General features: G+C 70.2%; 24 protein-coding genes and 1 pseudogene. 12 read left to right on the plus strand and 13 right to left on the minus strand.

Going from position 1 to position 25,588, the window contains the following annotated elements; genetic code table 11:
• Nucleotides 1–39: 39 nt before the first annotated feature.
• The 3 genes from ABD329_RS15655 (at nt 40) to ABD329_RS15665 (ending at nt 4,061) form a co-directional block, all read left to right on the plus strand.
• Nucleotides 40–921, plus strand: coding sequence for an alpha/beta hydrolase (locus tag ABD329_RS15655; RefSeq protein WP_198277953.1), 882 nt, complete (start codon nt 40–42; stop codon nt 919–921).
• A 144-nt stretch (nt 922–1,065) separates the two neighbouring features.
• Entirely contained in the window at nt 1,066–2,418 is a 1,353-nt protein-coding gene (locus ABD329_RS15660) for an ROK family transcriptional regulator (RefSeq protein WP_198277952.1), read from the plus strand.
• On the plus strand, nt 2,388–4,061 hold the full coding sequence (locus ABD329_RS15665; protein WP_198277951.1) for an ATP-binding protein: 1,674 nt from the start codon (nt 2,388–2,390) through the stop codon (nt 4,059–4,061). The genes ABD329_RS15660 and ABD329_RS15665 overlap by 31 nt, the downstream gene beginning before the upstream one ends.
• On the opposite strand, the gene ABD329_RS15670 is transcribed toward ABD329_RS15665, so the two are convergent.
• Together ABD329_RS15670 and ABD329_RS15675 are read right to left on the minus strand one after the other, a co-directional pair.
• Nucleotides 4,013–4,654: a TetR/AcrR family transcriptional regulator gene (locus ABD329_RS15670; protein ID WP_198277950.1), complete on the minus strand. Its 642-nt coding sequence runs from the start codon at nt 4,652–4,654 to the stop codon at nt 4,013–4,015. The genes ABD329_RS15665 and ABD329_RS15670 overlap by 49 nt on opposite strands.
• A gap of 34 nt (nt 4,655–4,688) precedes the next feature.
• Complete coding sequence (locus ABD329_RS15675; RefSeq protein ID WP_198277949.1) at nt 4,689–5,630, minus strand: quinone oxidoreductase family protein; 942 nt, start codon at nt 5,628–5,630, stop codon at nt 4,689–4,691.
• A gap of 471 nt (nt 5,631–6,101) precedes the next feature.
• Between ABD329_RS15675 and ABD329_RS15680 the strand changes: the two genes are divergently transcribed.
• Nucleotides 6,102–8,813 (plus strand): ABC transporter ATP-binding protein/permease, encoded by a 2,712-nt coding sequence (locus ABD329_RS15680; RefSeq protein WP_344316509.1) that lies wholly within the window; start codon nt 6,102–6,104, stop codon nt 8,811–8,813.
• A 43-nt stretch (nt 8,814–8,856) separates the two neighbouring features.
• Nucleotides 8,857–9,411: pseudogene (locus ABD329_RS15685) on the plus strand (helix-turn-helix domain-containing protein); the annotation flags it as partial.
• 188 nt (nt 9,412–9,599) lie between these two features.
• On the opposite strand, the gene ABD329_RS15690 reads toward ABD329_RS15685, so the two are convergent.
• Both ABD329_RS15690 and ABD329_RS15695 read right to left on the minus strand, forming a co-directional pair.
• Nucleotides 9,600–10,508, minus strand: coding sequence for an NAD(P)-dependent oxidoreductase (locus ABD329_RS15690; RefSeq protein ID WP_198275227.1), 909 nt, complete (start codon nt 10,506–10,508; stop codon nt 9,600–9,602).
• A gap of 64 nt (nt 10,509–10,572) precedes the next feature.
• Complete coding sequence (locus ABD329_RS15695) at nt 10,573–10,995, minus strand: carboxymuconolactone decarboxylase family protein (RefSeq protein WP_198275226.1); 423 nt, start codon at nt 10,993–10,995, stop codon at nt 10,573–10,575.
• Nucleotides 10,996–11,150: 155 nt separating this feature from the next.
• On the opposite strand from ABD329_RS15695, the gene ABD329_RS15700 reads away from it, so the two are divergent.
• On the plus strand, nt 11,151–11,810 hold the full coding sequence (locus tag ABD329_RS15700) for a GntR family transcriptional regulator (protein WP_309142599.1): 660 nt from the start codon (nt 11,151–11,153) through the stop codon (nt 11,808–11,810).
• 28 nt (nt 11,811–11,838) lie between these two features.
• Here the strand turns inward: ABD329_RS15700 and ABD329_RS15705 are convergent, their stop codons facing one another.
• The 3 genes from ABD329_RS15705 to ABD329_RS15715 form a co-directional block, all read right to left on the minus strand.
• Nucleotides 11,839–13,002 carry a M20 family metallopeptidase gene (locus ABD329_RS15705; RefSeq protein WP_198275225.1) on the minus strand — a complete coding sequence of 388 codons (1,164 nt, stop codon included), beginning with the start codon at nt 13,000–13,002 and terminating at the stop codon, nt 11,839–11,841.
• A 69-nt stretch (nt 13,003–13,071) separates the two neighbouring features.
• Complete coding sequence (locus ABD329_RS15710; RefSeq protein ID WP_198275224.1) at nt 13,072–13,968, minus strand: polysaccharide deacetylase family protein; 897 nt, start codon at nt 13,966–13,968, stop codon at nt 13,072–13,074.
• A gap of 68 nt (nt 13,969–14,036) precedes the next feature.
• Nucleotides 14,037–15,179 (minus strand): CapA family protein, encoded by a 1,143-nt coding sequence (locus ABD329_RS15715; RefSeq protein ID WP_198275223.1) that lies wholly within the window; start codon nt 15,177–15,179, stop codon nt 14,037–14,039.
• Nucleotides 15,180–15,327: 148 nt separating this feature from the next.
• On the opposite strand from ABD329_RS15715, the gene ABD329_RS15720 reads away from it, so the two are divergent.
• On the plus strand, nt 15,328–16,143 hold the full coding sequence (locus ABD329_RS15720) for an IclR family transcriptional regulator (protein ID WP_198275222.1): 816 nt from the start codon (nt 15,328–15,330) through the stop codon (nt 16,141–16,143).
• Nucleotides 16,144–16,186: 43 nt separating this feature from the next.
• Here ABD329_RS15720 and ABD329_RS15725 read toward each other — a convergent pair whose 3' ends face one another.
• From ABD329_RS15725 to ABD329_RS15745, 5 genes are all read right to left on the minus strand, one after another.
• Nucleotides 16,187–16,987 carry an alpha/beta fold hydrolase gene (locus tag ABD329_RS15725; RefSeq protein ID WP_198275221.1) on the minus strand — a complete coding sequence of 267 codons (801 nt, stop codon included), beginning with the start codon at nt 16,985–16,987 and terminating at the stop codon, nt 16,187–16,189.
• A 119-nt stretch (nt 16,988–17,106) separates the two neighbouring features.
• Nucleotides 17,107–18,189: an NADH:flavin oxidoreductase/NADH oxidase gene (locus tag ABD329_RS15730; protein WP_198275220.1), complete on the minus strand. Its 1,083-nt coding sequence runs from the start codon at nt 18,187–18,189 to the stop codon at nt 17,107–17,109.
• Between the two features lie 120 nt (nt 18,190–18,309).
• A complete protein-coding gene (locus ABD329_RS15735; RefSeq protein ID WP_198275219.1) occupies nt 18,310–19,137 on the minus strand; it encodes an HpcH/HpaI aldolase/citrate lyase family protein in 828 nt (275 codons plus the stop codon).
• Nucleotides 19,134–20,003 (minus strand): HTD2 family dehydratase, encoded by an 870-nt coding sequence (locus tag ABD329_RS15740; RefSeq protein ID WP_198275218.1) that lies wholly within the window; start codon nt 20,001–20,003, stop codon nt 19,134–19,136. Before ABD329_RS15740 ends, ABD329_RS15735 begins: the two co-directional genes overlap by 4 nt.
• 152 nt (nt 20,004–20,155) lie before the next feature.
• Nucleotides 20,156–21,109: a LysR family transcriptional regulator gene (locus ABD329_RS15745; protein WP_198275217.1), complete on the minus strand. Its 954-nt coding sequence runs from the start codon at nt 21,107–21,109 to the stop codon at nt 20,156–20,158.
• A 139-nt stretch (nt 21,110–21,248) separates the two neighbouring features.
• Here ABD329_RS15745 and ABD329_RS15750 point away from each other — a divergent pair, with 139 nt between their 5' ends.
• From ABD329_RS15750 to ABD329_RS15770, 5 genes are all read left to right on the plus strand, one after another.
• The gene (locus ABD329_RS15750) at nt 21,249–22,448 is read left to right on the plus strand and encodes a CaiB/BaiF CoA transferase family protein (RefSeq protein ID WP_198275216.1); all 1,200 of its coding nucleotides are present in this window, start codon (nt 21,249–21,251) and stop codon (nt 22,446–22,448) included.
• 51 nt (nt 22,449–22,499) lie between these two features.
• Complete coding sequence (locus ABD329_RS15755) at nt 22,500–23,666, plus strand: acyl-CoA dehydrogenase family protein (RefSeq protein ID WP_198275215.1); 1,167 nt, start codon at nt 22,500–22,502, stop codon at nt 23,664–23,666.
• A gap of 564 nt (nt 23,667–24,230) precedes the next feature.
• Nucleotides 24,231–24,803, plus strand: a complete 573-nt coding sequence (locus ABD329_RS15760; protein ID WP_198275214.1) for a hypothetical protein — start codon at nt 24,231–24,233, stop codon at nt 24,801–24,803.
• Between the two features lie 14 nt (nt 24,804–24,817).
• Nucleotides 24,818–24,979: a hypothetical protein gene (locus ABD329_RS15765; protein WP_344316512.1), complete on the plus strand. Its 162-nt coding sequence runs from the start codon at nt 24,818–24,820 to the stop codon at nt 24,977–24,979.
• Between the two features lie 115 nt (nt 24,980–25,094).
• Complete coding sequence (locus ABD329_RS15770; RefSeq protein ID WP_198275213.1) at nt 25,095–25,229, plus strand: hypothetical protein; 135 nt, start codon at nt 25,095–25,097, stop codon at nt 25,227–25,229.
• Between the two features lie 89 nt (nt 25,230–25,318).
• Here the strand turns inward: ABD329_RS15770 and ABD329_RS15775 are convergent, their stop codons facing one another.
• Nucleotides 25,319–25,537, minus strand: a complete 219-nt coding sequence (locus tag ABD329_RS15775; protein ID WP_198275212.1) for an EF-hand domain-containing protein — start codon at nt 25,535–25,537, stop codon at nt 25,319–25,321.
• Nucleotides 25,538–25,588: the final 51 nt, after the last annotated feature.

The raw sequence follows: 25,588 nt of genomic DNA on the forward strand, positions 1-25,588 counted from the left end.
CCGGTTGATTGCCGAGATACAGGATGAAAGAGGAAAAGCATGGAATTCACGGCCCCTGTGGTGCTTGTTCACGGTTTCTGGCATGGCAGCTGGTGCTGGAGCCTGGTCACCGAGCAACTCGCGAGCCGTGGTGTCGCCTCGGTCGCCGTGGACCTCGACGGACACGGTCTGAAGAGCCGCTCACCCCGGTCGCGATGGGCGCGTCCGTTCGATGCCGACGCGTTCGCCACGGAGCCCTCGCCGGTGGCCGGGATCACGGCGTCCTCCGCGGCCGCGAGCCTGGTCGAGCAGGTGCGGCGGATCGGGGGCGGCCGGCCGTGTCTGGTCGTGGCGCACAGCATGGGCGGCGCCGTGGCGACCGCCGCTGCCGAACGGGCGCCGGAACTGTTCGCCGGACTCATGTACGTAACGGCGTTCGCGCCGGTCAGCGGGGCGCCGGTGGGACAGTACCTCCGCAAGCCGGAGAACGCGGGAGAGATGGTGGCGGGCGGGCTCTCGGCGGACCCGGCAGCGGTCGGTGCGCTGCGCTACGACACGGGCGACAGCGATCGCCGGGCCGTCATCCGCGAGACGTTCTACAACGACGTCACCGACGAGGTGACCGCCGAGGCGGCGGTCTCGCTGCTGAGCACGGACGCGCCTGCCGGCGTCACCTCCGAACCGATCACGGTGACCGCCGAGCGGTACGGTTCGATCCCGCACAGCTACGTCGTCTGCACCGCGGACAACGCCATACGGCCCGCGTTGCAGCGCCTCATGGTCCGGGAAATCGACGCCATTTCCGCCCGGCCGACGACGGTTGTGGAGATGGACTCCTCGCACTCACCGTTCCTCTCGCGTCCGGCCGCCCTCGCGGACGTCATTCAGGTGGCCCACACGGCGGCACACCGGCCCGGCGGATCGCGGACCGCGGGGGCCTGACGAGGTCCGGGCGCCCGTGCCGCGCCGCCTCGAAAACCCACAGAATTCCCACAAAATCGCTCTCTAGCCTCTCGGGCCACAAGCGACCGAATCATCCGCGTCCTGCCACGCGACAGCCGTGTTCACAGAGGGGACCCTGCCGCCATGCTGACCGAGAGGACACGGGCCTCCGCCTCCCACAAGACCCTGGTGCTGCGCCTGTTGCGGGAACACGGCCCGCTGACACGGAGCGAGTTGGGGACCCTGTGCGGGCTGTCCCGCACCGTGCTCCACGACGTCGTCGGAGCGCTCATGGACAACGGCACCGTGCTCGCCTCGATACCGGCAGCGGCCCGGCGCAAGCGGGGCCGCCCGGCCGAGGTGCTGACCGTGAACCCCGGAACCGGTCTGCTGCTCGGCATCGAGTTCGCGCGGCGGGCGGTTCGGGTGGCCACGATGGACGCGTCACGCGAGATCGCCGGCGCCGTGGGGGAGGCACACGGCGCCGACACGCCGTGGCGGGCCCGTGTGGACATCGCATGGCGGCTGGCGGACACCCTGACGAGCGGGGCGCTGCGGTCCGGCGCGCCGAACGGCATCGGCGTCGGGGTGGTCGGACCGGTCGGCGCGCCGGACCACGGCCCCATGCGGACGTCCCGGCACCACACGGTTTCGGAGCTGGTCCGCGAGCGCTTCGGTGCGCGGGTGCTGATCGACAACAATGCCCGGTTGGCGGCACTGGCCGAGACGATCTGGGGCGCGGCGGCCGGCGAACGGGACGTGCTGTACCTGCGGTTGTCGCACCGGGTCGGCGGCGCACTCGTGGTGGCCGGCGCACTCCACCGGGGCGCTCACGGCCGCTCCGGGGAGTTCGGCCACATCACCGTGGAACCGGACGGCGCGCCCTGCGAGTGCGGTGGGACCGGGTGCCTGGAGACGGTGGCCTCGATAGGGGCCGTACTCGACGCCTACCGCGCCGCCGGAGGTACGGCGGCGGACCTGCCGGAGCTGATGGCCGCGGTCAGGTCGGGAGACCGTGAGGCACACGCCGTCCTGGAGCGGGTCGGCGCCTACGTCGGCGGAATGCTGGACGCCGTGAGCCATGCCGTGGGTCCGCGCGTGATCGTCGTGGGCGGTGGGCTGGTCGACGCCGGTCCGGCCCTGATGCGGTCGATCGAACGCACGCTGAACACGCGCGTGACGGGCGGCTCGAATGGGCGGCCGACCGTGCGTCCGGCCGGACTCGGTGACTCCGGCGCCGCGCTCGGCGCCATCGCCCGGATGGTCCCCTGGCCCCCCGGAACGTCAGTGCTTCTTCCTACCCCTGGTGATGCGAAGGTGGGTGACCATTGTCCACTGCCAGATGCGACACCTGCGGTGAACCGCTGTCCAGACCGGCCCGGTCCGGCGGGTCCCTTCCCCGGGCACGCTACTGTTCCAACGCCTGCCGACAGCGCGCCTATCGGTCGAGGCAGAAGGCGGGCGGCATGGACACCGCGCTGGGCGGTGGACCGCTGACCCAGCTGAGCAGCCTCGTGGGCCGCACCGACGAGCTGATGGAGCTGGCCCGGCTGCTGGACGGCGTACGGCTGCTGACACTGACCGGCCCCGCCGGGATCGGCAAGAGCCGGCTGGCGCTGGAACTGGCCGGTCAGGAGGTCCGTGGCAAACGCCGCGTGGCGTCGGTGGTGCGGCTCGGCTCCCACACCGAGCCCGACGAGATCCGTCGGCAGGTGCTGGCCGCGCTCGGCGAGCCGCCCGGCGCCACGCCGCCCTCCACCGCCGCCGCCTCCGACGGCCCCGAGAGCACCGGCCGGGACCAGTTCCTCCTGCTCGACGACTGCGAACATGTGCTGGACGGCTGCGGGAGGCTGCTGACCGAGTTGCTGCCGGGCCGGCCGCGGCTGCGGGTGCTGGCCACCAGCCGCGAGGCGCTCCAACTGCCCGGTGAGACCGTCTACTCGGTGGCCGGTCTGCCCCTGCCCGACTCCGGGTCCGGGTCCGACTCCGGGTCCGACACCGTGCTCGACGCGTGCCTGCGCTCCGACGCGGTCACGCTCTTCGTGGACCGGGCCCGCGCCGTCGTGCCCGGCTTCCGGCTCACCCACGACAACGCGGCACACGTCGGCGAGATCTGCGCCCGGCTGGACGGGCTGCCGCTCCCCATCGAGATGGCCGCCCGGCTGGTCCGGGTCTTCCCACCGGCCGAGATCGTGACCCGGCTCGAGGACCGGCTCACCCTGCTGACCAGCGGCTGGCGGCTCGCGGACGACCGGCACCAGAGCCTGCGTGCCTCGCTGGAGTGGGGCTACGCCCTGCTGAGCCCGGAGGAACGGGCGCTGCTGCGCAGGCTGTCGGTACTCTCCGGCGACTTCGGCCCGGACGCCGCCGCGGCGGTCGCCGCCGACCTGCCCGGCCCGGACGCCGCGATACCGCGGCTCCTCGTCGGCCTGGAGGCCAAGTCCGTCATCACTCCGGTGGCCGACCCCAGCGGTCCCACCCGGTTCCGGCTCCTGGAGTCCATGCGCTGCTTCGGACACGACAGGCTCATCGCCGAGGGCGAGGAAACCGGGGCGTATGAACGGCTGGTCAGCTGGCTGACCGCGATATGCCTGCCGCTGCATGGTGAGGCCGTGGTCCCCTCCGCCACGCTGGAACGGCTGGCGAGGGAGCGTACCCATCTGACGCATGCGCTGCACCGGCTGCGAGCCGGTGCGGACGAACGCCAACTGCTGCTGGCCAGTGCGCTCGCCGCCGTCGACACGGCCGATGGGCGGGTCACCGGCACCGCCGACCTGGTGGCACAGGCCCTCGACCGCGCCGCGCCGGACTCGGTCTACCGCGCTGTCGCCCTGGCGGCGGCGACCGCGCTGGCGGCCCGGGACGCCGACGGCGACGCCGCACTCCGCCACGCCGACGAGGCGGTGGAGCTGGAGCACGGCCGGGGCCGCCCGGAACTGCTCGCCCGGCTGCTTCTGCTGCGCGGCACCATCCAGCATCTGCGGGGCGAGCCGACTGCCTCCCTCACCGATCTGCGGGAGGCTCTGGAAATCGGCGGACGGCTCCGCCACGACACACTGTCCGCGCTCTGTCTGTCGATAATCGCCCAGTATCAGGTGGCGAACGGCGAACGCGGTGCCGTGCCGCGCGAGCTCGCCTGACCAGCCGGGTTCGTGCAGTAGGACGCCCTGCTGTCACCCACCCCGACGAGCACGGCGTGGGTGACGAGTTCGGCGAGGTCCGGCCCCAGCTCGGCATGGCGAAACAACGCCCGGAAGACGACGGGCGCGGCGAACAGGTCCAGCAGGAGGTCGACATCGAGGTCCTTTACCACCTCGCCGCGTTCCCGCGCTCTGCGCAGCGAGACCGCGCAGGCATTCCTGCGGGGTTCCCAGACGATGGCGAGGAATTCCTCGTGCAGCCGGGGATCGTCGGCGAGGTCGGCCAGCAGTGCGGGGATCACGCGGCCGAGGGCGGGATCGGCCATGCCGACGCGCAGCGCCTCCAGGTGCCCGACGATGTCGCAGTGCAGACAGCCGGTGTCGATTTCCACCACCCCGACCCGTTCGTCCGCCATGGCCGCGACGACCAGGTGCGGCCGACTCCTCCAGCGGCGGCGGATGGCCGGTTTGGTGGTGCCCGCGCGGGCGGCGACGGCCTCCATGGTCAGCGCCGAGTAGCCGACCTCCCGCACCAGTTCGGACACCGCGGCCAGCACGGCGCGGTCGATGCGCTCGTCGCGTCGGCGTGCCATCGCGCCTCCCTGCTGCCGCCGTGATCCGCCCACCTTACCGAGGGACCAGCACCACCTTGCCGAACGGCGTTCCGCGTTCCAGCAGCTCCAGGGCTTGCTGGGCGTCGGTGAGCGCGAGACGCCGGTAAAGCACGGGCGAGAGCGAGCCCTTGGTCCACAGCGCCGTGATCTCCTGCCAGGAGCGGAGCAACTCTCGTGGTGTCAGCGAGTTCAGACTGAGCGCCAGCAGCGTCGGCGACTTGTGGAAGTCGCCCAGCAGCGCCGCGAGAAGGTCCTCGTCCGGAGCACCGGCGACGCCGCCGCACATCACATGGCGTCCGTTGTCGCGCAGCAGTCTCAGATACCGGCCGGTGTCCGGGCCCGCGACCGTGTCCACGATCACGTCGTAGGTCCGGTCGGGGACGGCGGAGCCGGTCCGGTCCACGATCCGCGATGCGCCCAACTCCAGCAGCCGCTCGCCACGCGCCGCCGAGGAGGTGACCGCGGTGACCTCGGCCCCACGGGCGGACGCCAGCTGCGTTGCGAGCGAACCGATTCCGCCGCCCGCACCGCGGACGAGAACCTGTTCGCCCGCCGCCACCCCCGCCCGGTACAGCGCGGTCTCGGCGACGAGCGCGTTCACGCCCAGCCCGACCGCCTCGGCGGCGTCGGCCTCCCGCTCCACCGGCAGGACCCGGTCCGCGTCGACGACGACTCGCTCGGCGTAACCGCCGAAGCCGGGCATGGCCAGCACCCGACGACCGACCAGATCGCCGGGCGCACCCGGTCCGGCCGCCCGCACTCGGCCGACGACTTCCACCCCCGGCACGGAGCCCGGGCCGGGAATGCCGCGGTACTCGCCCCGGCTGAGCATGACGTCGACATAGCCCGCGCCGATCACTTCGGCCTCGACGAGTACCTGGCCGGGCCCGGGCTCCGGCTCTGGCACCTCGATCACGCCAAGCGCCCCGGACGGCCGCACGACAGCTGCTCGCATAGTGGTCACTCCTTATAACGTTCCGATCCGGATCGGAACGATACGACGGGTGTGGCCACCTGTTCAAGGCGCTCACGCCACCGTCATCACCAGCGGCGGCCGTCCGGCCCCGGAATCCCCGGCGGCGCGCCATGACGCGCAACCTCCGTGTGTCCCGCGCCCTCTTCCATACCGGCCATGACCGTAGGCTTCGATGTGCCCCGGTCCGGGCCGTACACCCGGTCGACCGACTCGGTTTCCGACCCCGACCCTGACGCTGGCTCCGCCCCCGACCCCGACCCCGACCCCGACCCCAACTCCGACTCCCCGAGGACACACCGCCGTGATGCCCGACCACCTCGCGCCGCAGCCCGTATGACGCCCATCCGCGCCCGGGACGTCCGGGCGCACGCCGGAACCGCAGGAACCGTCCGAGCCGTCCTCCGCCCTCACGCAGACGGCCTCGGTGCACACGACCGACTTGGGGCAGACGTGCCGGAACTTGTACTGCATGCCAATGGACGCACCTGGACCCTGGACCCGTCCCGGAGCTACACCATCGGGCGCGACCAGCAGGCCGACATCTCGTTCATCGACCGCCGGGTCTCCCGGCGGCACCTGACGATCCGTTGTGACGGCGGGACATGGGTCATCGAAGATCTCGGCAGCGCGAACGGCACGTTCGCCGAAGGGCGTCGTATCCAGCGGATCGAGATCGGCCACGGTTCGATCATCCGGCTGGGAAACGTCACCACCGGCATGCGGCTGGACTTCACCGGAGCCCCGGCGGCGGTGGGTGACGCCCAGGTGCGTGCCGACGCTCAGGTCCGTGCCGACGCTCGGATGCGCGCGGGGCTGCACCAGGGCGAGGCGGGTCCCCAGGCCCGGCGGGATGCCACGGATCGGGGCACGTCGGCGGCGCCCGCCCCCGCATCCCCGGTAGCACCCGCCCCCACACCCCCGGTAGTGCCCGGTCCCCGGGCGGGCGAGGCCCCCGTCGCCCCCGCCGGGGCGGCGGCAGCGGCCCATGGCGACGGCCTGTTCCGGCCCCTCCCCCACCCCGCGGCATCCGACCTCACCCGTGCCGCGGCCCCCCGTACTCCCGTGGACGCGGGCGACGCCCGGGCAGCCGACCGGCCCGAAGGACCCGCGGCCGGTCCCGGTGGAGCCGCCGCGGCCCTGTCCATCGACCGGGACCCCTCGGGTGTCCACCGACTCGACCTGGGACAACGGCTGCGCATCGGTCGCGCGCCGGACAACGAACTCGTGGTGGAGGGCCCGTATGTCTCCCGCCACCACGCGGAGTTCCGGCCGCTGCCCGGCGGACGCTTCGAAATCGTCGACCTCGGCAGTCACAACGGCACCTATGTCAACGGGCAGCCCGTGCACCGCCAGGTCATCGGCCCGTACGACATCGTCGGCGTCGGCCACTCCACCTTCCGTCTCGCCGGAGACCGGCTGGAGGAGTTCGTCGACACCGGTGAGGTGTCCTTCACCGCCCGCAACCTGACGGTGACCGTCGGGCGCGGCAAGACCATCCTCAACGACGTCTCATTCGGTGTCCCCGAGAAGTCGCTGGTCGCGGTGATCGGGCCGTCGGGCTCCGGGAAGTCCACGCTGCTGCGCGCACTCACCGGCTACCGGCCCGCCGACCGTGGTCAGGTGCTCTACGACCACCGCGATCTCTACGCCCAGTTCGCCGAGTTGCGCCGCCGTATCGGCCTGGTCCCGCAGGATGACATCCTGCACAAGGAACTGACCGTCGACACCGCTCTGAAGTACGCCGCCAAGCTCCGCTTCCCCGGTGACACCAAGGCGGCCGAGCGCAAGGCCCGTATCGACGAGGTGCTCCAGGAACTCAAACTCGACGTCCACCGGGCCAAGAAGGTCGCCTCGCTCTCCGGCGGTCAGCGCAAGCGGGTGTCCGTGGCGCTGGAACTGCTCACCAAGCCCTCCCTGCTCTTCCTCGACGAGCCCACCTCCGGTCTGGACCCGGGCCTGGACCGCGATGTCATGAAGTTGCTGCGGGAACTCGCCGACGACGGCCGCACCGTGCTGGTGGTGACGCACTCGGTCGCCGAACTCTCCCTCTGCGACCGGGTGTTGGTCATGGCCCCCGACGGCTCCGTGGCGTACTTCGGCCCCCCGGGCGAGGCCCTGGACTACTTCGGTCACGACAGCTGGGCCGATGTCTTCTCCGCCTTCGAGAACCACCGCGAGGACGACTGGGGCGGGCGCTGGCGGGCTTCCCGGCAGTACGGCCGGTGCATCGCGGAGATCGACTCGGCCGCACCGCCGCAGCGGGGCGCCCCCGCGGCCCAGCCGCGCGCACGGGCTCTGCAACCCAAACCACAGGGCTGGCTCGGCCAGTTGTGGACGCTGATGCGCCGCTATGTGTCGGTCATCGCCTCCGACAAGGGCTTCATGGCGCTGATGCTGCTGCTCCCGGCCGTGCTGGGCGGGGTGAGCTGTCTGATTCCGGCGAAATACGGACTCGCCCCGCCACCGCCCGACAGCGGTTTCCGCTACAACCAGGAGTCCGGAACCATTCTGCTGGTGCTGGTCGTCGGCATGTGCTTCTCCGGCGCGGCCAACTCCGTACGTGAATTGATCAAGGAACGGGTGATCTACGAACGGGAGAGGGCCACGGGTCTGTCCCGATCCGCGTATCTGATGTCAAAGGTGATCGTCCTCGGTCTGATCACCACGATGCAGAGTGTCGTCATCTGCGCGATCGGCTTCTCCGCCCGCCAACTGCCCGCCCAGGGGCTGCTCATGCCCACGGCAGTCGAGGTCTGCGTGGTCATCAGCGCGCTGGGCTTCACCACCATGCTCTTCGGTCTGGTCATCTCCGCGCTGGTGAGGACCCCGGAGAAGACCATGCCGCTGCTCGTGATGTTCGCCGTCGTCCAGGTCGTCTTCACCGGGGTCCTCTTCAAGCTGTTCGACTCTCCGGGCATCGAACAGCTCGGCTGGCTGATGCCCGCCCGCTGGGCGGTCGCCGGCGCCGGAACCACCCTCGACCTCGCGCACACCATGCCACCCTGGAACCTCGACAAGCCGGACGATCTCGATCCGCTGTGGGCCCACACCGTCACCCAGTGGGGCATCGACCTCGGTGTGCTCCTGGCGATCGGCCTGATCTGCGGCTTCGCGGTGGCGCGTCTGCTGCGCCGGCACGAGCCCGAGATCATGCGGGACTAGCCCACGCGTCTCGCCCGGCCCTTCGTCCGGGAGAGCACGCCGTCGAAGTCTTCACATCGAGCCGGACGCCGTTCCCTGGTGGCCCGCCACCTGCACGGTCGTGGACGTACCACCGCTGCTTCGCGAACTCCTCGTGAGCGCCGTCGAGTTCGAGGCCGACTACGGCCTGTCGGGGCGGGAAGGGTGCATCGCCGAGCTTCTGCTGCACGAGATCGCCGAGCGCACCCCGCTCCCCTTCCACGTCGCGCTTCCGCCCTCCCCCGACCTGGCGGAACTGTGCCGGGAGTATCTGGCCGCGCCCGACGTCGGCATCACCAACGCGGTCTGGGCCGGCCGGACGGCCCGGAGCGAACGAGCCTTCACCCGGCGCTTCCGCGCGGAGACCGGGGACAGCCCCGCCGTCTGGCGGGCCCGCGCCCGTCTGCTCGCGGCCGTACCGCTGCTGCGTACCGCTTCTGTCACCGAGGCCGCCGGCCGCCTCGGCTACGCCTCCCCCGCCGCTTTCACCACCGCCTTCACCCGCGCCTTCGGCCTGCCGCCGTCCCGGTTCACCACCGGTGGCCAGGGCAGTCGCCCCCGCCGCGCCGGACGTGCCTGACGACGCACCCGGACCGGTGGGTTGGGCCGGTGGGCAGGTGGGCAGGTGGGCAGGTGGGCAGGTGGGTCTATGGCGATGGCGAGCGCATCGAGGTCCCGGTCGTGGAGCAGGTCACGCAGGACACCCGTGACGCCCTGTTCGGTGTCCGCGTTACGCATGACCACCCGCTCACCCGTGCGGTGCGCTTCTCATCCGGTCAGGTCGACGCCGGTCACCTTCGCCAGGTAGCGAGCCATCTCGGACTGATCCGGGCTCTTCTCACCAAGGCCAAGGTCGGCGAGCGCGGCCCGGCAGAACTGGACGCATGCCTCCGACACCTCAAGTGACAGGCCCATGGACGCCGACAGCTCCAGGGCTGTGGTGATGTCCTTGACGGTCAGCGGGAGGGAGAACCCGACCTGGAACCGTCCGTCCAGCACCTCCGGCCCGATCTTGACCTCGGTCGACTGGTTGCGGCCGGTGGACCGGTTGATGACGTCGAGCATGGTCCGAGGGTCCAGACCGAACTTGGTTCCGGCCGTGAGCACCTCGAGCGCCCCGACCAGCCCGATGGCCGACAGCAGGTTGTTGAGAGCCTTCAGCGCGTGCGCGGATCCGGATGGGCCGACATGCGTCACCGACGAGCCCATCGCGCGCAGCAGCGGAAGGGCCCGCTCGTAGTCCTCGGCCGGTCCACCGACCATGATCGTCAGCTCGGCCGTCTCGGCCTTGCGGGGACCGCCGGAGACCGGGGCGTCGACCATGGCCACATGGCGCTCCCGGAGCCGAGCGGCCGTTTCCCGAGTCGCCGGCGGCGCCGACGAACCCATGTCGATGACCAGCGCACCCGGGCGCAGGCGGCCGGCGAAGCTCTCCGCGTCCCCCGGGTCGCCGAGGACGCGCTCGACGATCGCGCTGTTCGGAAGCATGAGGATCACGACATCGGCCTCGGCCCCGCCGGCGGGACCGGCCAACGCCGTCACACCTTCGTTCCGGGCAGCGGCGTCGATCGCGTTCGAGTCGACGTCGAAGACCGCCACCGGCACGGATCGCGCGAGGTTGCGGACCATGGGCCGCCCCATCGTGCCGAGGCCGATGAAGGTGACAGTGTTCGTCACGGCTGTTCCACCTTTTGAATCGTGGGTCTGCTGATCGCCAGGGGGTCGACGAGTTCGCGCACGGTCAGGCACCGCCGCCGGAACCGCCCTGGAAGACCTCCACGGTCGGTTCCAGGCCGTCAGCCCCGACGACCTCACGCCAGGCCTCGAATCCGGTCTGGAAAGCCACGATGCCCGCCTCGGGCAGACTGATCTCGATCGCCTCGAGAATCTCCTGCGGAGTGAGACCCAGGCTGAGCGCGACCTTGATATGGCTCTGGATGTGCCCCTTCGAGGCACGCATCACCGTGAGGCTGACGATGAAAATGAGCTCCTTCGTCTTACGGTCGAGAGTTCGCTGGTCGAGGTAGGCCGCGCCGACGAGACCGTTGGCGGCCCGCAGTACGTCGAAATCCTGCTTGGCCATCACCTTGTGGTAATCGAGGACATAACCCCGCTTGCGCGCCATGTCGTCGATGTACTCCTGCGGCTCCTGAACAGTGGTCATGTGCACTCCTTCGGCCAGCACAACAAGGCCCTATTACCATAATACGGTATTCTCAGTCATGCCAAGGCCTTGAATCCATCCGTGGTATATTACGGTGTTATTGACAATTGGCTTGAACGGGAGGTAGTCGCGTGGTGACGCGACGGGTTCAGCGCGTGGCTGCGCCACTGCGGTCCCAGGTGCTCGAACTGCTCCGTGAGGACATGCTCGCATCGGAATTCGAACCAGGTGAGCGGCTGGTCGAAGCACGGTTGTGTGCGCGCTACGAGGTCTCCCGGACGGTCATCCGCGAGGTTCTGCGACAGCTCGAATCCGAGGGGCTCGTGACCACGGTGCCCAATCGTGGCCCGGTCGTCACCGAGTTGACGCCGTTCGACGTCAAGGCCCTCTTCGAGGTGCGGTGTGCACTGGAGGGCCTGGCCGGGGCGCTCTTCGCCGAGCGAGCTACGGCCGAGCAGCGCGAAGACCTGGGTGAGGTGCTTCAGCGGATGTCACGCACCTACCCCGATGCCGACCTGGCCGAGCGGCTGGCGATGAAGGACGAGTTCTACAGCGTCCTCATCGCCGGGGCGGTGAATCCGGTCATCGATTCGACCCTGCGCGGCATCCACGCCCGCGTGCAGATGCTGCGCGGGTTGTCCATGCAGGCCGAGGGACGTGCGCCGGAGACCGTTCGGGAACTCACCGCCATCCACGACGCCGCGGCCGTGCGCGGTGACGCCGACGCCGCTCGTGCGGCGTGCGAGCTCCACGTCCGCAATGCCGCGGCGACCACGCTCCGCGAACTCTCCGCCCGGCAGGCCGATTCCGGCTGACCGCGTACGGCCGCGGGCCCTTGCCCCCTCAGCCATGGGAGGCCCGGGCCATCAGTCCCGCGCGGATCGGCTCCGACCGCGCGACGTCCGCGATCGTCAGCGCCATGGCCAGTCCGGCGTCGCGAACGAACCGGTCGCCGTCGTGGCCCGCCGCGGCGGCCGCGAAGGCGGCGGTGTGATTGCCCTCCTCGGTCGGAAGGTCGAACGAGAGCATGGGGTGCAGCGCGGGGATCCGCAGTGAGACGTTGCCCATGTCGGTCGACCCGAACATCTTGTCGGGATAGTCGGGGAAGGTCCGACCGATGGCCTTCGCGTTGGACTCGAAGATCGGCGCCAGATCCCGGTCATGACGGAACTCGCGGTAGATGGACGGCAAGGACGTGAACTCCACACCGGTCCCGGTGGCGACGGCTCCGGCGTCGAAGCACCGTCGCACCCGCTCCCACACCTCATCGACCTCGTCGATCGTGTCGCAGCGGATCATGCAGTCGACCACGGCGCGGTCCGCGATGACGTTGACGGCCGACCCGGCTTCCTTGACGACGTGGTGCACCCTGATGCCGTCGCGCAGCTGCTGGCGCAGCAGACCGATGGCGGTCTGGGCGACGACCGTCGCGTCGGCGGCGTTCAGCGCGCTCCAGGGCCGCGAGGCATGCCCGCCACGACCCGTGTACGTGATGCGCCACGACCGCGAGGCGCGGAGCTGCGGGGTGACGACATCCTTCAGCGAGGGGTGAACCATGATGGCCGCGTGGGTCCCGTCGAAGACGCCGCGGTTCACCATGATCTCCTTGCCGGTCCCGCTTTCCTCGGCGGGTGTGCCGAAGACCCGTACCGTCAGTCCGAGCTCGTCGGCGAACGGGGCCAGCGCCAGCGCCGCACCCACGGCCGACGCGGCGATGACGTTGTGACCACAGCCGTGGCCGATGTCGGGGAGGGCGTCCATCTCCGCGCAGACGCCGAAGACCAGGTCGCCGGATCCGGCCGACGCCACGAATGCCGTCGGCAGGTCGGCCACGCCCTTCTCGACCGTGAAGTGACCGCTGTCCTCAAGCGCCGCGATGATCGCCGCCGATGTCCCGTACTCCTCGAAAGCCAGCTCAGGATTGGCGTTGATGCTGTGCGAGAGCTCGGTGACCAGGTCCAGGTTCTTCTCGAACTCGCGCTTGACGCGTCCCCTGGTGTCCGTCATGGTCGCACCTTCCTTCCGGGGGTTGGTGGATGTTGCCGTTCGCCCCGTCCGTGACGAGGCCGTCCCGCGTCACTTCTCCGCTTCGGTGAGCACGTGGTCGACGACCTGGGCGTGCGTGGCGAACCAGACGCCCTCGTGCGAGGCGATGTGGTCGAGCAGCTCGGTGAGGACGGCGATCCGCGAGCGATGGCCGATGCAGTGGGGGTGCATGGTGAGCTGGAAGATCCCGCCGTCGGCGTAGGCGGCGTCGAACTCGTCACGCCAGATCGTCAGCACTCCGCGCGGCGGCGTGTACGGCCGCAGCGAGGTGAACCGGTCCATCGTGAAGTACGCCAGGTCGTCGCGGATCCACTCGGGGGGCAGCTCGACGATGCCGGTCGGCTTGCCGTCGGCCACGATCTCGTAGCAGTCGTCGTCGGCCATCAGGGACGAGTCGTATGTCAGGCCCAGCTCGCGGGTGATCTCCAGGGTGTGGGGCGAGAAGTCCCAGGACGGGGTGCGGATGCCGACCGGCCGTGTCCCGGCGAGTTTCTCCAGCGTGTCCATCGCGCGGAACGCGAGGTCGCGCTCCGCCTCGGGCGGCAGCTGATTGTTGCGTTCGTGGATCCAGCCGTGCAGCGCGACCTCGTGCCCGGCATCCACATAGGACTTGACCTCGCCTTCGTGGAGCAGGGCGGAGACGGCGGGCACGAAGAACGACGACGGCGCATCGTAGCGTTCGAGCAGTTTCAGGATCTTCGGCACACCGACACGGGCGCCGTATTCGCCCTGCGCGAGCTTGCCCGGGAGGGTTTCGCCGTCGCGCAGCGCGGGCGTCTCGTGGTCGGAGTCGAACGACAGGGCCACGGCCACCCTGGCACCGCCCGGCCACGACTCCGGCCGCAGCCGGCGCCCGGCCCGCACGCGTCCGACGTGCCCGCGCCAGGTCGGCTCGTCCCACTGCCACGGCTGCTGTTCTTCAGTCATGTTTCCTCCAAGGAGAGCTACGTCGAATGTCGCCGGTGGCGCGCGAGACACCCCGCCGGGCGGGGCGCCTAGGCATCGGCGTTCGTCTCGGCGGCCACCCGGCGCCGCACCCGCCCGTCCTCGTCCACCACGATGGACGGATCCAACTCCCTCGACGCCTCGGCGAACCGGGCGAGGATCGAGGCCGCCGCCTCGGGCGTCGGAATGACCGGCTGACTGTCCGCGTCGAGCTCGATGGGGTCCAGGCGGAGCTCGGGTCCGTCGGCCCCTCCCAGCCGCACCCGGAATACCGCGCTCTCGTACCAGGGCCCCTTCAACAGGGCCGGCTGATAGGGAGCGGAGGGATGAGCGTCTTCCTTCGCGACCATCGAATCCGGGCTCCACCCGTCGCACCAGTCGAAGACGAAGTTCCCGGTCGAGTAGAGGATCAGGCCGTGTTCGTAGAACTCGACCGGATGGAGGCAGTGCGGGTGGTGCCCGATGACGAGGTCCGCCCCGGCGTGGATCAGGCGCCGCGCCAAGGGCTGCTGGTACCGCGCCAGCGGCCCTTGCGCCGTCGGCAGGTAGCAGAACGGAACGCCCCAGTGCAGCGCGACGACCACGAAGTCGTTGTGCTTCGTGGCCTCGCGGATCAGAGCCTCGGCCGCCAGGACGTCCGGCTCGTGCGCGCTCGAGTGCACGAAGGGAGGCGTGCCGGGGGTCTCGTCCATGAAACCGCTGTCGAACTCGAAGCTCTGGCGCACCCGGATCGCCCCGATGCCCGGCCGGTCGGCAGTGGCGTCGGCGCCCAGTGGGAGCGCGGAGCAGAAGCTGAAGAAGGCCAGGCTGCTCTCACCGAGGGAGACCACACGGGGACGGGTCGCCTCGGAGATCGATTCGCCGAAGCCGGCGTGCAGGACTCCCGCGGCGTCCAGGGCCCGCACCGTGTCGCGCATGCCCTCGGCGCCGTAGTCCATGGCGTGGTTCATGGCCAGGGACATGAGGTCGAAGCCGAGAGCCGCCAGTTCCGCCGCGCCCGACGTCGGAGCGCGCATCGCCACCAGTTTCTCGGCACGCTCCCCGGACGCGGTGAGCGGCACCTCCAGGTTGCCGATGGTCAGGTCACCGCCCTGGAGCAGGCCGAAGGCCGAGTCGCCCGGTCGGGCGGGATCCCGGATCGGGCGCCGCGGCGACCCTGAGACGACGACGTCCCCTACGACGTTGAGTTCCATGGTGGCTCCGTTTCGCGTCGCGGTACACCGTGCCGCAATGTAATCCAGTTCGAGTGTAGCCGTAAAGCGGAAGGTGTCGATCGGGCGGGTGCGCCGGGCCCCGCTCACGCCGGAATGAGGTCACGCCGGGTGCTAGGATCTTTGCCTTATGCGCATAGAAGAGGGCGACAAGGACGCCTCCGGCCAGGACAAACGGAGCGCCGGCGTCCGATCGATGAACAGCGTGCTGAGCACACTCCGCGTCTTCGAGGAAGTCGCCCTCCGACAGCCGATCGGCGTCTCGGAACTGTCCCGCGTGACGCACATCCCGAAAAGCTCGGCGCAGCGGTGCCTGGTGACGCTCCAGCAGGCCGGCTGGCTACGGGTCGTCGACCCCGAGCACGCGCGATGGGGTGTGACGATGAAGGCCCTCACCCTCGGACTGCGGGGCGCCGGAGAGCAGGACCTCCGCGAGGTGGCGGGGCCCGTCATCAAGCGACTCGCGGCCGAGACGGACGAGACCGTCCAGCTCGGCCTCCGCGACGGCGAGGACTACGTCATCGTCGCGAGAGAGGACAGCACGCACGTCGTCCGGGTGTTTCTCGACATCGGCACGCGCCTGCCCCTTCAAGCCACCTCGGCGGGGGTCGCGATCATGGCGCGCCTCGGGGCCGCGGATATCGACCAGTTGCTGCGGCGCGAACTTGAGGAGTTCGCGGAGTTCCCCATGCCGGACTCGGATGAACTCCGACAGGAGATCGCCCGGACCGCCGAACGCGGGTACGCGCTCAACATCTCGTCGTCGTGGTACCGCCCGCACGTCTCCTCGATCGCCGCGGCCGTCACGAACCCGGTCGGGCAACCCATCGCGGCGCTCACGCTCTCCATGCCGGAGATCCGCTATGACAGCGCGCGGGAGAAGGACCTGGCGCAGCTGGTCATCGCGGCAGCGGATGAGATCAGCCGGCTGATCTCATCCGCCTGACGGCCCCAGCGGCAGCCATGAGCGGGGTGGTCCGGTGGTGGCCTTATCCGGCCACCACCCGGGCCACGAGTTCAGCCGTGCCTTCGGGCGACTCGCGGTGGAAGTGATGGCTGCCCAGGTCGACGGGCACGATGCGGATGCGGTCGCCGTAGCGGTCGATCGCCTCTTGCGTGAGGATCTCACGCACCGCGAACACGGTGATCGGCTGCTTCACCTCGCGCAGCGCCTCATCCATGTGCCAGCGCACCAGTCCCTCGAGTGACCGCAGGCCCGCGGGCTGCCGCACGGACACCATCTTCTCGAAGTACGCGTCCTTCAACCCCGGGTCGGTACCGGCCGGTGAACCCGCCTCGACCATGCCCCGCACACCCGCGGAGAAGTCTTCGCCGAACGACTCCAGCATCGCCTGGACCTGGTTCTCGTCCTGTGCGGGGAACAGCGAGAGATAGTGCAGGGCGTCGAGCGCGACCACGTGCGAGACCACATCGGGCAGCAGTCGGCCGACTTCGACGGCCACCGCCCCGCCGAGCGAGTGCCCGACCACGACACAGGTGTCCACCCGCTCGGCCTCCACCACGGCCGCCACATCACGGGCGAACTCCTCCATCGTCCAGACATCTCGGGTGGACCTCGACTCACCGTGCTCGGCGAGATCGACCGCGAGGACGCGGTAGCCCTCCGGGAGGAAGGCGCTCACCTCGCCGAAGTCATCACGGTCGCATCCCCAGCCGTGGACGAAGACCACTGTCGGCCCGTCGGCCGGACCACTGATCGCGTACCGGATCGTCGTGTCATTCGAACGCTGGACCGCACGCGTCGTCGTAGTCGCGCTTGGGTTCGACATCGCAGACTCCTTGTGCCGCATTGTGATTCACTGTATCGCAGTATGGTCCATATGTATGGCCCATATGAAGCCTGGCTGCCCAGGCCGACCGTCGAGGAGGCGTCCTCGTGCCGGAGACCTCACACCGCGCGGTGGTACTGATTCGGCCAGGCCAACCGGCCATCGGCCCGATTGCGCAACGCGAAGTACGGGTCCCGGAGCAGAGCGCGCCCGACGAGCACGGCATCCGCATGGCCCTCGGCGACGACATCGCCGGCCAACGACAGGTCGCGTATCTCGCCGACCGGGGCGACCGCGATCCCCGAAGCCTTCTTGAGCGTCTTCGCGAACTCGACGTTGACTCCGTCCCGGGCCGGCGGCCGGGCGTCTCGGACCAGCACACCGGAGGTGACGTCGAGGAGGTCGATGCCCACGGCCGCGAGCTCCTTGGCGAAGATCGACGCCTCGTCGACGGAGATGCCGCCGTCGGCCCAGTCCGTGGCGGTGATCCGGACGAAGACCGGCTTGCTCGCCGGGAACGCTTCGCGGACGGCGCGGGCCACCCGCAGCGGAAGGCGCATCCGGTTCTCCAGACTTCCCCCGTACTCGTCCGTCCTGCTGTTGGCCAGGGGAGAGAGGAACTGGTGCAGCAGGTATCCGTGCGAGGCGTGGATCTCCACGACGTCGTACCCCGCCTCGTGCGCCATCCGCGCCGCATGGGCGAACGCCTCGACGGCCTCATCCATGTCCGCCCGGGTGGCTTCCCGCGGAACGGCCAGATCCCCGAACGCAATCGCCGACGGACCGATCGTCTCCCAGCCGCCGTCGGCCGGGCTCACCGGGCCGTTCTGCCCCCCGCCTTCCCACGGGACCTGGTGCGAACCCTTTCGTCCCGCGGCTATCAGCTGAACCGCGGGAACTCCGCCGTGCTCGGCGATGAACGAGGTCAGGCGCCGATGCGCGGCCGCCTGCTCCGCGTTCCAGATGCCCAGGTCCGCCGAGGTGGTCCGGTGTCGCGGTCCGATGGCCGTGGACTCAACCATGATCAGGCCAACGCCGCCGACCGCACGTGCGCCGTAGTGCACGAGGTGCCAGTCGGTCGGCTTCCCCTCGGCCCCGGCGGAGTACTGGGCCATGGGGGACATCCAGACACGGTTGGGAATCGTGACCTCCCGGAGCCGCAGGGGACGCGTCTCCGGGGCCGGGAACTCTGCGCTGGGCATGCCGAACACCCTCTTTCGTCGAGCCGTACGACTGTCATACGGCATCTTGAGCGACAAGATTACCGTAATACGGTCCGACGGCTTGCCTCTCGTGACCACCGCGCGGTCTGACCGGCGGTGTCAGGCGCCGGTGTGCGGTGCGCGGGCCTGGGCCAGGGTGCGTCGGGCGCGTTCCAGTACCGGTTTGTCGACCATCCGTCCGTCCACCGTGGTGACGGAGTCACCGGCGTCCAGCACCGCACGGGCCCACCGCAGCTCCTCCGCCGACGGGGCGAACCCCTCGGCGACGAGCCGCGGTTGGGCGGGGTGGATACAGAGCTTTCCGGTGAAGCCCAGGCGCCGCGCGTGGGCGGTGTCGGCGCGCAGCGCTCCCGCGTCGCGTACGGCGGTGGTGACGCCGTCGACGGGCGGGGCGATACCGGCCGCGGCCGAGGCGAGGACCAGCCTGGAGCGGGCGAAGGTCAGCGCCGTGTGGTCGTCGGGGGCCACTCCGAGTTGTGCGGCGAGGTCGACGTTGCCGAACGCGGCGCGTACGACACCGGGTGTGGCGCACACGGCTGGGGCGTTCTCGAGGCCGAGCGCTGTTTCGATGAGCGGGACGAGAGCGCACCGTCCGGCGATGCGTGCGGCGAGGTCCGCGAGGGCGACGGGGTCCTCGGCCTTGGGCACCATGACGGGACTGCCGTGCTCCGCCGCCATCCGCAGGTCCGTTTCGGCCCAGGTGGTGCCGGGCGGATTGATCCGTACGATCGCGGGGTTGCCGTGGGCGAGCCAGGCGGCGGTGTGGTCGCGGGCACGCTCCTTGTCCGGTGCCGCGACCGCGTCCTCCAGGTCGACGATGACGAGATCGGCGCCGGACGCGGCGGCCTTGCCGAAGCGGTCGGGCCGGTCGCCCGGTACGAACAGGAGACTTCTGGCGATGGCGATCCGCTCGGCGAGGGTGCTCATGCGAAGGTCACCTCCGCCGTGGCGTGCCGGTCTTCCCGGTGGGTGGCGACGCGCAGTTCGGCGCGGTCACCGGCGGGAGCACCGCAGGCCGCGAGGTGCTCGCCGGAGAACACCGGCCGCCGCAGCCGGTAGGACAGGGAGCGCACCCGGGCTTCCGGGGAGTGGCGGCGAGGCAGTTCGAGCATGAGCAGAGCGAGCAGGGGGCCGTGGACCACCAGCCCGGGGTAGCCCTCCTCATGCTGGACGTACGGCGTGTCGTAGTGGATGCGGTGGGCGTTCGCCGTGAGGGCGCTGAAGCGGAAGAGCAGCGCGGGATCCGGTCGCAGTCGGAGCTGCCACGGGTCGGCGGGGCGGGGGACGGCGGACTCGTCCAGGGCGACGGGATGCCGTGCGGCGCCGCGTCCGGACCGGTAGACGATGTCCTGCTCCTCCACGAGGCGGATGCGACCGCGCTGGCGGAACTCGCGCCGCTCGGTGACGAAGAGCATCTCCCCGGTGCGGCCCTCTTTCACGGTGACCGAGCCGAGGCTGCTGACGCGTTCGGCGGGCTCGCCGAGTCGGAGCGGCTCGGTAATCTCGCAACGTCCACCGGCCCACATGCGCTGCCGACCGGGAAGAGGCGGCAGGAAGTGGCCGTGCGACGGATGGCCGTCGGCGCCCAGATCGCGCTGCGCGGGCCAGGTGAGGAAGTAGAACCAGTGCCACAGTGGCGGGATCGGGTCACCGGCCCCGGCGGCCGCGCCCGGCAGGTCCAGCAGCGCCGAGAAGGCTTCCACCGGGCCGGTGGGCAGGGCGTCCTCGGCCATGATCGGCCCTGGCGTCCATGACTCCACATAGGACTTGAGCGAGGGCGGGGTGGCTGGCATGGTCTGGGTGTCCTCACGGTCCGGTGGGTGAGCGCGTACGAGCGCCCCGGTTCAAGGTCTGGACTCCATCATGGGGTTTGATGAGGCAGGCAGAGTAATAAAAAGAGCTGATGTGGCCATGCGTAGCGGGCATGAGGAACCGCAGCGCGAGATCACTCGAGCCCGGCCGGAGCTTCGGCTCCCGGCAACCGCGCGGAGGGCCATCTGCCCTGGGTGACAGCCGAGTTGACCTGATGGACCAGTTCTCGTGCGACGGCCTCCACGCCGGGAGGGGTGCGTCCGGCCCTCGGGGTGACGAGGACGATGGAGCGCCACACCTCGGGCTCGCTCAGCGGCGCGGCGCTCAGGGTGCCCCGCGCCACGTCCTCGGCGATGCCGAGACCGGGCAGGACGGTCCAGCCGTGCCCGGCCAGTACGAGTCGCTTCTGCACGTGCATCGAGTTGGTCTGCACGACCACGTTCATGGCGGATTCGGCACGCGCGGCCGCCGCGTCGATCAGACTGCGCAGCGCATGGCCCGAGGTGGGCATGACCAGTGGGTGCCCGGCCGTTTCCGTGAAGGGGACAGGGCGGTCGGCGCGCAGTCCGGCGGATGCCGGAGCGACGGCCCACAGGCGCTCACGCGCCAGGGGAAGGGCGTTGAGGGAGGGCGTGCTGTTCAGGTTGTAGAGCAGGGTGAGGTCGAGGTCGCCGTCGTCCAGCCACTGCTGGAGATGCCCGGAGTAGGCGGTCATCAGCCGGAGTTCAATGCCGGGGTGATCGCGGGCGATCGCCGTCACCAGTGGCTCGGCGAGCAGGTCGCTGGTGCTCTCCAGCAGGCCGACGGTGACGATACCGGCCACCTCGCCGGGGGCCGGCTGCACCTCGGCGCGGGCCCGCTCCAGCTCGTTCAGGGCGCGCCGCGCCCGGTCGACCATGATCGCCCCCGCTCCGGTGGGGCGCATGCCCTGCCCGGTCCGCTCGAAGAGCTCGACACCGAGCTCCTGCTCCAGGGTGCGGATCTGCCGGGTGACGGCGGGCTGGACCAGATGGAGCAGCTCCGCGGCGCGCGTGACGCTACCCACCTCGGCCACCGTGACGATCGCCTTGAGCTGTTTGACGTCCATGGCGTTCCCCCTCCTTCCGGCCGTTCCGCGGCATCCACTGCGGGCATGGGGACATCACGAAATGCTATTTCACTAATGGGTCGATGCCTGTTCATGATGGCACTCCCGATGCGGGACCCGCGCCCCCCTGGAGGCCCCCATGACCGATCACCCGGACCGTCCGCCGCTTTCCGGTATCACCGTCGTCAGCCTCGAACAGGCGGTGGCCGCTCCCTTCGCCACCCGTCAGCTGGCGGATCTCGGCGCGCGGGTCATCAAGGTGGAGCGCCCGGGCGGTGGTGACTTCGCCCGCCGGTACGACACCACGGTGCACGGGCAGTCCAGCTATTTCGTCTGGCTCAACCGCTCCAAGGAATCCGTGACGCTCGACCTGAAGTCGAACGCGGGCAGAACGGTCCTGGAGCGACTGCTCGACCGGGCGGACGTGTTCGTACAGAACCTGGCCCCGGGGGCGGTCGCCCGGATGGGGTTCGGCGCCGAGGCCCTGGCGGAGCGCTTCCCCTCGCTGATCCCCTGTTCCATCTCCGGCTACGGGGCCGACGGCCCATGGGCCGACCGCAAGGCGTACGACCTGCTGGTGCAGTGCCAGACCGGCCTGGTCTCGCTCACCGGCAATGAGCACGGTTCCGCCCGCGTCGGAGTGTCGATCGCGGACATCGCCGCCGGCATGTACGCCTACTCGGGCATCCTCACCGCTCTGTTCACCCGCGCGACCACCGGAACCGCGAGAGCCGTGGAGGTCTCCTTGTTCGAGGCCCTGGCCGAGTGGGTCAGCCAGCCCGCGTACTACACCCGCCACGGCGGCACCCAGCCCCCGCGCATCGGCACCCAGCACGCCACCATCGCCCCCTACGGTGCCTACGCCTGCGCCGACGGCAAGGAGGTCCTGTTCACGGTGCAGAACGAGCGCGAATGGGCCGCCCTGTGCGAGCACTTCCTTCAGCGGCCCGACCTCGTCGGGGACCAGCGATTCGCCACCACTTCCGACCGTGTGGCGCACCGCGCTGAGCTGAACGGGATCGTGGCCGCCCGCTTCGGAGAACTCGACAGCGAAGCGGCGACGCGACTGCTGGACCGGGCGGGTCTGGCCAATGCCGGAGTCAACGACATCGCGGAGTTCCTGGCCCACCCCGTGCTCGGAGCCCGCGGTCGTTGGCGGAGTGTACGGATCCCCGGCGGATCAACCGTGCCCGCGCTGCTGCCGCCGGTGGACCTCGCGGGCACGGTCCCGCGCATGGACGGCGTACCCGCCGCGGGCGAACACACCAGCAGCGTCCTGGCCGAGTTGGGGTACGGCACGGCTGACATCGAAAGCCTCAGTACCGAGCACGCCATCTGAACGGCCCGAGGCGGCAACGGCATCCACGGCACCCCACGAGGAGCATCACGCATGAGCACACTCGACATCCTGTCCGAGGACGAGCGGTTCATCGTCCGCACCGTGCACGACTTCGTCGACAGGGAGGTGAAGCCCGTCGTCCAGGAGCTGGAGCACGCCAACACCTACCCCGAAGCCCTCATCGAGCAGATGAAGACGCTCGGGATCTTCGGACTCGCCGTCCCGGAGGAGTACGGCGGCACCCCGGTCTCCACCCCGTGTTATGTGCTGATCACCGAGGAGCTGGCCCGTGGCTGGATGAGCCTGGCGGGCGCGATGGGAGGGCACACGGTCGTCGCCAAACTGCTGCTGCGCTTCGGCACGGAGGAGCAGAAGCGGCGCTACCTGCCGAGGATGGCCACCGGTGAGGTCCGGGCGACGATGGCGCTGACCGAGCCGGGCGGCGGCTCCGACCTCCAGGCGATGCGCACCGTCGCCCGCGGGGAGGCCGACGGCTATGTGGTCAACGGCGCGAAGACGTGGATCACCAACTCCCGCCGGTCCCAGCTCATCGCCCTGCTGTGCAAGACCGACCCGGACGCGAGCCCCGCGCACACGGGCATCTCCATCCTGCTCGCCGAGCACGGCCCCGGGCTGACCGTCTCGCGTGACCTGCCCAAGCTCGGCTACAAGGGCGTGGAGAGCTGCGAGCTGTCCTTCGAGGACTACCGGGCACCCGCCGACGCACTGCTCGGAGGCGTGGCGGGCAAGGGCTTCGCGCACATGATGAAGGGCCTGGAGACCGGCCGCCTCCAGGTTGCCGCCCGCGCCCTCGGTGTGGGCCGGGCGGCATTCGAGGACGCGCTCGCCTACGCACAGGAGCGCGAGTCGTTCGGCAAGCCGATCTGGCAGCACCAGTCCATCGGCAACTACCTGGCCGACATGGCGACCTCGCTGACCGCGGCGCGCCAGCTGACCCTCTACGCGGCCCGGGAGGCGGACGCCGGACGCCGGGTGGACATGGAGGCCGGCATGGCGAAACTCTTCGCCTCCGAGACGGCGATGCGGATCGCGCTGAACGCCGTCCGCATCCACGGTGGTTACGGCTACTCCACCGAGTTCGACGTCGAGCGCTACTTCCGTGACGCCCCGCTGATGATCGTCGGCGAGGGCACCAACGAGATCCAGCGCAATGTCATCGCGAGTCAGCTGATCAAGCGCGGTGGTCTGGACGCATGAGGACCGTCGTCACCGGCCGCACGGGTATCCACGCCGCACAGCGGACCGAGGCGTGGCCAACCCCGGCACAGGCACCCACCGGCCGCGGTGTGCGCGGGGCAGCGGCGGACCGTACGGCGACTGCCAGGCCGGCCGCTCGGTCGCGTCGGCACGGAAGCCCTTCACCCGGAAGCGCCCGGAGGCGCACCCGTGGCTACGGCGGAGCACAATCGGCAGGCGGGTGGGCACGAACGCCCAGTTCATGGACATAGAGATACACCGGTTCCAGTGAGAAGACCGCAGCGAAAAGGAGCACGGCGCACAGGTGCGACGCGCGACGGATCAGTGCTAGGTGGATCTCACTTGGTGTACAACGGCTCGTCCTTGACGGAGTGACTGTGGGCGGAAGCACGGTAACGGCACACGAGGGTGCGGCTCCACCGATTTTCCGGCGGGCGGCGATGCCTTCCTTCTGGCCTGTTCGAGGCGTTCCACCCCATGCTGCCGCGCTGTACTTTGTCCGGGTATTCCATCGGGGCGGGGACGGCATACGTGACCGCCGACCACCTCCTTCGAGGGGGGAGCGTGGAACCTTCGTGGCGCAAGCCCGCGCCGCTGAACTGGTCGGCCGCGCGCGAGGGGCAGTACACGACCGCGGCGCCCCTCCTCGGTGGCGCGAGCATCACGCTGCTGGGGCTCGTCATCACGGACCGCGACGAATTCCGCTGGCCCGGCCCCACGTTGCTCGCACTCGCCCTGACCACGCTCTTCATGGTCATGGCGGTGGTATGGGGCGTTCGCTCCCGCCAGTATCTGTACTCGCGCGGCGATGTCGAGGCCTGGTGGGGTCCGCTTTCCGAGATACCGGACGATCGGCGCAAGCAGCTGATCGAGGACCAACGGAATCACTACTCCAGATGGACCAGGCTGGCCGGACGAGCGGACCGCTGTTACTCGTCGGGGCTCCTGTGCCTGGCGGTGGGAAGTAGTCTTGCCCTGGCCCCGTCGGCTCACGCGGCGGCACCCGCGTGGCGGTGGCTCGCAGCGGGCACTACGGCCGCCCCGGTCGTCGTTGTGCCGCTCGTCTGGGTGAAGCCACACATAGGCAACGCGATTCGGAGATGGCGGACCGGGGCCGACAACCACGACTCGACATAGGGACAAGGAGCACCATGCCTCCTCGACAGTGCCCCGGATGCGACGCCGCTCCGAGCGAGAGGGCCGACCACTACGCCGGCTGCCCACTGAAGGATGTGCCGCTGGCGCAGGTCGCCGGGCTGAGGTTCGAGGAGGCCGAGGCGAAAGCGGAACAATGGCGGGCGCGGAACAAGTAAGCGGCCGGTCGGCGGCCTGCGCTGGCAGCCGCCCGCGCCCGCGGCCGAATGGCCAGGTGTCCGGCCGGCGGACCACCACGGCGCGACACCGGAGCAGCGGCGACTGTCGCGGGCGATGGTGCGCTACTGGGGCGCGTTCACCAAGGACGCGAACCCCGCGACGCGGAAGCAGGCGGCGTGGCCGCCGTACCGCAGCGCCAAGCTCATGTCGCTGTTGCCCGGCGACCGCAACAAGGCCGTCGGCTCGTGACCTCCCGCCGAGCGGCCTGCGGGCGCAGAAGACCCCGAGCACATGACGGCCCGGGGTCTCCGCGTACTTTCGGCACGGCAGGCTTCGGTTCAGGAGTTCATGGCCGCCCAGAACTCCTCGAAGGACATCTGGCGATCGCCGTTGGTGTCGAGCGAGTCGATGAGCTCCTGGGCCTGCGACTGGGTGATCTCCGAGCCCTCCAGCTCCGCCACGACCTTACGGTACTCGTCCGCGGTGACCAGGCCGTCCCCGTCGAGGTCGTAGCGCTCGAAGACCTTCCGCGCCGCCGTCTCCATGATGTCTGCCATGTGCTCCGCCCTTCTGCGAGCTTCTCTGCGATCTTCGCTGACGGGCCCAGG

The organism is Streptomyces javensis (assembly GCF_039525925.1).
Taxonomy (GTDB): Bacteria; Actinomycetota; Actinomycetes; order Streptomycetales; family Streptomycetaceae; genus Streptomyces; species Streptomyces asiaticus.

Excerpts from the sequence above, each read along its gene's own strand:
- ABD329_RS15735 (WP_198275219.1), bottom strand. The coding sequence starts at position 19,137 with ATGAGCACCCTCGCCGAGCGGATCGCCATCGCCAGAAGTCTCCTGTTC.
- ABD329_RS15675 (WP_198277949.1), bottom strand. The coding sequence starts at position 5,630 with ATGCGAGCAGCTGTCGTGCGGCCGTCCGGGGCGCTTGGCGTGATCGAG.
- ABD329_RS15750 (WP_198275216.1), top strand. The coding sequence starts at position 21,249 with ATGACCGATCACCCGGACCGTCCGCCGCTTTCCGGTATCACCGTCGTC.
- ABD329_RS15765 (WP_344316512.1), top strand. The coding sequence starts at position 24,818 with ATGCCTCCTCGACAGTGCCCCGGATGCGACGCCGCTCCGAGCGAGAGG.
- ABD329_RS15710 (WP_198275224.1), bottom strand. The coding sequence starts at position 13,968 with ATGACTGAAGAACAGCAGCCGTGGCAGTGGGACGAGCCGACCTGGCGC.
- ABD329_RS15730 (WP_198275220.1), bottom strand. The coding sequence starts at position 18,189 with ATGCCCAGCGCAGAGTTCCCGGCCCCGGAGACGCGTCCCCTGCGGCTC.
- ABD329_RS15725 (WP_198275221.1), bottom strand. The coding sequence starts at position 16,987 with ATGTCGAACCCAAGCGCGACTACGACGACGCGTGCGGTCCAGCGTTCG.
- ABD329_RS15660 (WP_198277952.1), top strand. The coding sequence starts at position 1,066 with ATGCTGACCGAGAGGACACGGGCCTCCGCCTCCCACAAGACCCTGGTG.
- ABD329_RS15670 (WP_198277950.1), bottom strand. The coding sequence starts at position 4,654 with ATGGCACGCCGACGCGACGAGCGCATCGACCGCGCCGTGCTGGCCGCG.
- ABD329_RS15705 (WP_198275225.1), bottom strand. The coding sequence starts at position 13,002 with ATGACGGACACCAGGGGACGCGTCAAGCGCGAGTTCGAGAAGAACCTG.
- ABD329_RS15740 (WP_198275218.1), bottom strand. The coding sequence starts at position 20,003 with ATGCCAGCCACCCCGCCCTCGCTCAAGTCCTATGTGGAGTCATGGACG.
- ABD329_RS15775 (WP_198275212.1), bottom strand. The coding sequence starts at position 25,537 with ATGGCAGACATCATGGAGACGGCGGCGCGGAAGGTCTTCGAGCGCTAC.
- ABD329_RS15770 (WP_198275213.1), top strand. The coding sequence starts at position 25,095 with ATGGTGCGCTACTGGGGCGCGTTCACCAAGGACGCGAACCCCGCGACG.
- ABD329_RS15655 (WP_198277953.1), top strand. The coding sequence starts at position 40 with ATGGAATTCACGGCCCCTGTGGTGCTTGTTCACGGTTTCTGGCATGGC.
- ABD329_RS15715 (WP_198275223.1), bottom strand. The coding sequence starts at position 15,179 with ATGGAACTCAACGTCGTAGGGGACGTCGTCGTCTCAGGGTCGCCGCGG.
- ABD329_RS15745 (WP_198275217.1), bottom strand. The coding sequence starts at position 21,109 with ATGGACGTCAAACAGCTCAAGGCGATCGTCACGGTGGCCGAGGTGGGT.
- ABD329_RS15720 (WP_198275222.1), top strand. The coding sequence starts at position 15,328 with ATGCGCATAGAAGAGGGCGACAAGGACGCCTCCGGCCAGGACAAACGG.
- ABD329_RS15755 (WP_198275215.1), top strand. The coding sequence starts at position 22,500 with ATGAGCACACTCGACATCCTGTCCGAGGACGAGCGGTTCATCGTCCGC.
- ABD329_RS15665 (WP_198277951.1), top strand. The coding sequence starts at position 2,388 with ATGGACACCGCGCTGGGCGGTGGACCGCTGACCCAGCTGAGCAGCCTC.
- ABD329_RS15695 (WP_198275226.1), bottom strand. The coding sequence starts at position 10,995 with ATGACCACTGTTCAGGAGCCGCAGGAGTACATCGACGACATGGCGCGC.